At 73.3% G+C, this 5450-nt stretch carries 2 protein-coding genes; both read right to left on the bottom strand.

Annotation, left to right across the window (positions count from 1 at the left end; all coding sequences use genetic code 11):
* Positions 1-1025 (bottom strand): beta-ketoacyl synthase N-terminal-like domain-containing protein (locus tag IEJ02_RS47305; protein ID WP_191070435.1); only part of this gene is annotated, 1025 nt, incomplete at its 3' end.
* 34 nt (positions 1026-1059) lie between these two features.
* The coding region (locus tag IEJ02_RS47300) for an SDR family NAD(P)-dependent oxidoreductase (RefSeq protein ID WP_191070434.1) at positions 1060-5450 on the bottom strand (4391 nt) is incomplete at its 5' end.

The following is a 5450-nucleotide window of genomic DNA, read 5'->3' as shown; positions in this document are numbered from 1 at the left end:
CCGTGCGCCTCCACCGCGTCCACCTCGGACGGCGACAACCCCGCATTGGCCAGGGCCTGCCGGATCACCCGCTGCTGGGAGGGCCCGTTCGGCGCCGTCAGACCATTGGACGCACCGTCCTGGTTGACCGCCGAGCCCCGGATCACCGCCAGCACGCGATGCCCGTTGCGCCGGGCGTCGGACAGCCGCTCCAGCAGCACCAGGCCGACGCCCTCGGAGAAGCCCGTGCCGTCGGCCGCCGCGGCGAACGCCTTGCACCGCCCGTCCGGGGAGAGCGCGCGCTGACGCGAGAACTCGGTGAATCCACCGGGCGTGGCCATCACCGTCACCCCGCCCGCGAGGGCCAGCGAGCACTCGTCCTGCCGCAGCGCCTGCACGGCCAGATGCGTGGCCACCAGTGACGACGAACACGCCGTGTCCACGGTGACCGCGGGCCCCTCCAGGCCGAACGAGTACGACACCCGGCCCGAGACCACGCTGCCGAGGTTCCCGGTGGCCACATAGCCCGCTGAATCGCTCGTCGTCTGGCCGATGAGCGACAGGTAGTGGTACGAGTCGACCCCGGCGAACACCCCGGTGGCACTGCCGCTCAGCGCCTCCCGGGTGAGCCCCGCGCGCTCGAACGCCTCCCACGCCGTCTCCAGCAGCAGCCGCTGCTGCGGATCCATCGCCGCGGCCTCACGCGGGCTGATCCCGAAGAACTCGGCGTCGAAGTCGGCCACATCGCGCAGGAAACCGCCCTCGCGGGCGCTGCTGGTGCCGGCGTGCTCCGGGTCCGGGTCGTAGAGGTTCTCCAGGTCCCAGCCACGGTCCTCGGGAAACGAGGAGATGACGTCCACGCCCTGGTCCACTACCCGCCACAGGTCCTCGGGCGTTGCCACATCGCCGGGGAAGTGGCAGGCCATCCCGATGATGGCGATGGGCTCCCGGGCGCGGTCCTCGACCTCGCGCAACTGCCGCCTGGCCAGACGCAGATCGGCGGTCGCCCGCTTGAGATAGCTGCGAAGCTTCTCGTCATCCGTCATATCGCATCAACCCGATCGTCACGGCTGTCCTGATTCATCGGAGACTGTCGTCGGAGGGGACAGTCAGCTCGTTGTCGAGCGCCCGGAACAACTCCTCGTCGCTGGCCGACGCCAGATCCTCCTCGGCGTCGTCGTCGCCGTCCGCGTCCTGCCACGGGACGTCCACCTTGCGCAGCAGCTCCCGCAGCCGCGCCGCGATCCGGGCCCGTTGCTCCCGGTCGGCGATCCCCCCGGTCAAGGCGGCGTCGAGGGAGTCGAGACCGGTGAGGAGCGAGTCCGCCGACGCTGCCACGGGCGGGGCCAGGAGCTCCTCCAGCAGCCGTACCACCGCGGTGGGCGTGGGGTGGTCGAAGACCAGCGTGGCGGGCAGCCGCAGACCGGTGGCGGTGCCCAGCCGGTTCCGCAGCTCCACGGCGGTCAGCGAGTCGAAGCCCAGCTCCCGGAAGTTCTGGGCGGGGTGGATGGCGTCCGCCGTGTCATGGCCCAGTACCGTCGCCGTGGCATTGCGCACCAGCTTCAGGAGCGCCTGCTGCCGGTCCTCCCCGGACATGGCGGCGAACGCCTCCGCCGGTGCCGCCCGGCCCGAGGCGACGGCTCCGGTGGCCGCCTGCGGGGCGGCGCCGCGCACCAGGCTCCTGAAGAGGGGCGGCAGATCGTCGGCGTGGGCCTCACGTCGCATGGTGGCCAGGTCGAGCCGGATGGGCGCCAGGGTGGGCAGGCCGCTGTCGAGGGCGATGTCGAGCAGTGCGAGACCCTGCTCGGTCTCCAGCCCCACCATTCCGGCCCGCGCCAGCCGTGCCCGGTCGGTGTCCGTCATCCCCCCGGTCATCCCGGTGGCCTGGGCCCAGTACCCCCAGGCCAGGGAGGTGGCGGGCAGGCCCTGGGCATGACGGTGCGCGGCGAGCNTGGCGGGCAGGCCCTGGGCATGACGGTGCGCGGCGAGCGCGTCCAGGAAGGCGTTGGCCGCCGCGTAGTTGCCCTGGCCCGCGGCGCCCAGCAGCCCGGCGGCCGCGGAGAACAACACGAACGCCGACAGCCCGGCGTCGCGGGTGAGTTCATGGAGATTCCACGCCGCGTCGGCCTTCGCCCGCAGCACCTCATCGAGCTGATCGGGCGTGAGCGCCTCGACCGTGGCATCGCGCAGCAGCCCGGCGGCGTGGACGACGGCGGTGAGCGGATGGCGGTCGGGTACGGTCTCCAGCAGCTTGGCCAGGGCGGCCCGGTCGGCCGCGTCACACGGCGCGACGGAGACGTGTGCGCCGAGCTCGGTCAGTTCGGCCGCCAGCTCCGTGGCCCCCGGGGCGTCGGGGCCCCGGCGGCTGATGAGCAGCAGCCGCCGTACGCCGTGGTGAGCCACCAGGTGGCGGGCGGTGGCGGCGCCGAGGGTGCCCGTGCCACCGGTGATGAGGACCGTGCCCTCCGGGTCCAGGGCGGTGGGAAGCGTCAGCACGATCTTGCCGATGTGGCGGGCCTGGCTGAAGTAGCGGAACGCCTCGGGGGCCCGGCGGATGTCCCACAGCGTGGTCGGCAGCGGTCGCAGCGTCCCGTTCTCGAACAGCGTCGACAACTCGGCCAGCATCTGCTGGATACGGTCCGGACCCGCCCCGCCGACCAGGTCGAACGCGCGATAGACGACCCCCGGATACCGGGCGCCGACCTCCTCGGGGTCGCGGACATCGGTGCGGCCCATGTCGATGAAGCGACCACCGGGCGCCAGCAGCCGCAAGGACGCGTCCATGAAGTCACCGGCCAGGGAGTTGAGCACCACATCGACGGATCCGGCGGCGGCGCGGAACCGCTCCTCGAAGTCGAGGGTGCGCGAGGAGGCGAGGTGGCGGTCGTCGAAACCGCGCTCCCGCAGGGCGTGCCACTTCGCGGGTCCCGCCGTGGCGTACACCTCGGCCCGCCAGTGGCGCGCCAGCTGCACGGCCGCCAGGCCCACCCCGCCGGTTGCCGCGTGCAGCAGCAGCTTCTCCCCGGCTCGCAGCCCCGCGAGATCGGCGAGACCGTAGTAGGCCGTGAGGAAGGCGGACGGTGTGGTGGCCGCCTGCGCGTAGGACCACCCCGCGGGGACCCTGGTGATCATCCTGACGTCGGTGACGACCAGTGGCCCGGTGCCGTTGAACAGGCCCATCACCCGGTCGCCCACCGCGAACTCCGTTGTGTCGGGCCCCACTTCGACGACGACGCCCGCACCGTCGCCACCCAGTGGCCTGGGGTCCTCCACCATGCCCAGCGCCACGACGACGTCATGGAAGTTCACCCCGCCCGCCCGAAGCGCCACCCGGACCTCGCCCCGGCCGAGCGGGCGGGTGTTGTCCGGGCAGTCGACCAGCGCCAGCTGGTCCAGGCTGCCGTGGCCGGTCAGCCCCAGGCGCCACGCGGCCGACCCGTCCGGCGGGGCGAGCCGCTTGGCCGCGTCGTCGTGGACCAGCCGCGGTACGTACGCCACCCCGTCGCGCAGCGCCAGCTGGGGCTCGCCCGAGGCCACGGCGCCGGCCAGGGCCCGCAGCGAGGCGTCCCGTCCGGCGGGGTCCCGTCCGGCGGGGTCGCGTCCGGCGGGGTCGAGTCCGTCGAGGTCGCGTCCGCCGAGGTCGAGCAGCAGGACCCGGCCGGGGTTCTCCGACTGGGCGCTGCGCACCAGACCCCACAGGGCGGAGGCGGGTAGATCGTGGACATCGTCATGGCTCTGCGGGGCGACCGCCCCACGGGTGACCACCGCCAACCGGGCGTCGGTGAATTCAGGAGCGGCGAGGAACTCCCGCAGCAACCCTAGGGCCTCCCTGCCCAGGTCATGGGTGCGCTCCACCGGATCGTCCCGGCCGTCGGCGGGGGAGCCGAAGAAGGCGAACACCACATCGGGCGCCGGGGCTCCATCCGCCACGGCCGCCCGCACGGCGGCGAGATCCGGGAGGTGGGGGGCGTCGGGCAGCGCGTCGGCCAGGGGGCCGTTGTCCGGGCCGATCACGGCCGAACGGCACGCGGACGTGCCCTCGGCCGGTGTCATCCGCGTCCAGGCGAGCTGGAACAGCGAGTTCCTGCCCGCCGCACGGGCACGGCCCAACTGCCCGTCCGGTACCGGGCGCAGGATCAGATCGTCCACGACGGCCACCACTGCGCCGGTCGGATCGGCCGCGACCAGGGTGAGCCGGTCCGATGCCGTCGGGGTGATGCGGATCCGCAGGGTGTCCGCGCCGGTGGCGCGCAGCCGCAGACCACTCCAGGCGAACGGGAGCAGGATCCGGTGCGCGTCCTCGGAGCCGGGGGCGACGTCCAGGGCACGGGCGTGCAGCGCGGCGTCGAACAGGGCGGGATGGATGCCGTACGCGGCCGCGCCCTCGCGCTCCCCTTCGGGCAGGGACACCTCGGCGTAGACCTCGCCGTCCAGCCGCCAGGCGGCGGTGAGGCCCTGGAAGGACGGCCCGTAGTGGTAGCCGTGGTCGGCGAGCTGCCGGTAGAAGTCGGCGACGGGGAGCGGTGTCGCCCCGGGGGGCGGCCACGCGCCGTCCGGGGCAGGGGGGGTGGGCGCGGACGAGGTGGCGAGTGCCCCGGTGGCGTGCCGGGTCCAGGCCGCATCGCCGGTGTCGCCCGCCGGCCGTGAATGCACCGTGATCGGGCGCTCGCCCGTGTGATCGGGAGCGGCCACGGCGATCTGCACATCGACCGCCTCGCCCTGCGGAATCACCAGCGGCGCGTGCAGGGTCAGCTCCGCCACATGGTCACAGCCGGTCCGCGTGGCCGCGTGCAGGGCGAGCTCGGCGAAGGCGGTGCCCGGCAGCAGTACGGTGTCCAGCACCCGGTGGTCGTTCAGCCATGGATGGGTCCGCGGCGACAACCGACCGGTCAGCAGATGGGCGCCGCCCTCCGCGAGTTCCACGGCGGCGCCGAGCAGCGGATGCTCAGCGGACCCCAGCCCGAGGTCGCCCGGGTCGCCGCTGTGGCCACCCCGCCCGTCCAGCCAGTACCGCCGCCGCTGGAAGGCGTAGGTGGGCAGGTCGATGACGCGGGGTGCGGGGTCGGTGCGGAACCAGCGGGTCCAGTCGACGGTGACCCCGGCGGTGAACGCCTGCGCCACCGACCTCATCAACTGGGCGTGGTCGCCGTGGTCCCGGCGCAGGGTCGGCACCGCGGCCGCGGGCACTCCGGCTTCCTCGAAGATCTCCTGCATGCCGATGGTGAGGACGGGGTGGGTGCTGGCTTCGATGAACACGCGGTGGCCGTCGTCCAGGAGTGCTCGTACGGCGTCGGCGAAGCGCACTCGTTCGCGGAGGTTCTTGATCCAGTACGTGGTGTCGAGTCCGCTGGTGTCCATGCGGGCGCCGGTGACGGTCGAGTAGAACGCCACCTCCGCCTGGACGGGTTCGATCCCCGACAGCACCTCCCTCAGTTCATCCGCGATTTCGTCGATTTGGGGGCTGTGGGAGG

The organism is Streptomyces sp. 5-10, from assembly GCF_014712245.1.
GTDB classification, from domain to species: Bacteria; Actinomycetota; Actinomycetes; order Streptomycetales; family Streptomycetaceae; genus Streptomyces; species Streptomyces violaceusniger.
The sequence above is the reverse complement of the archived record's forward strand: the minus strand, read 5'-3'. Positions and strand labels throughout refer to the sequence as shown.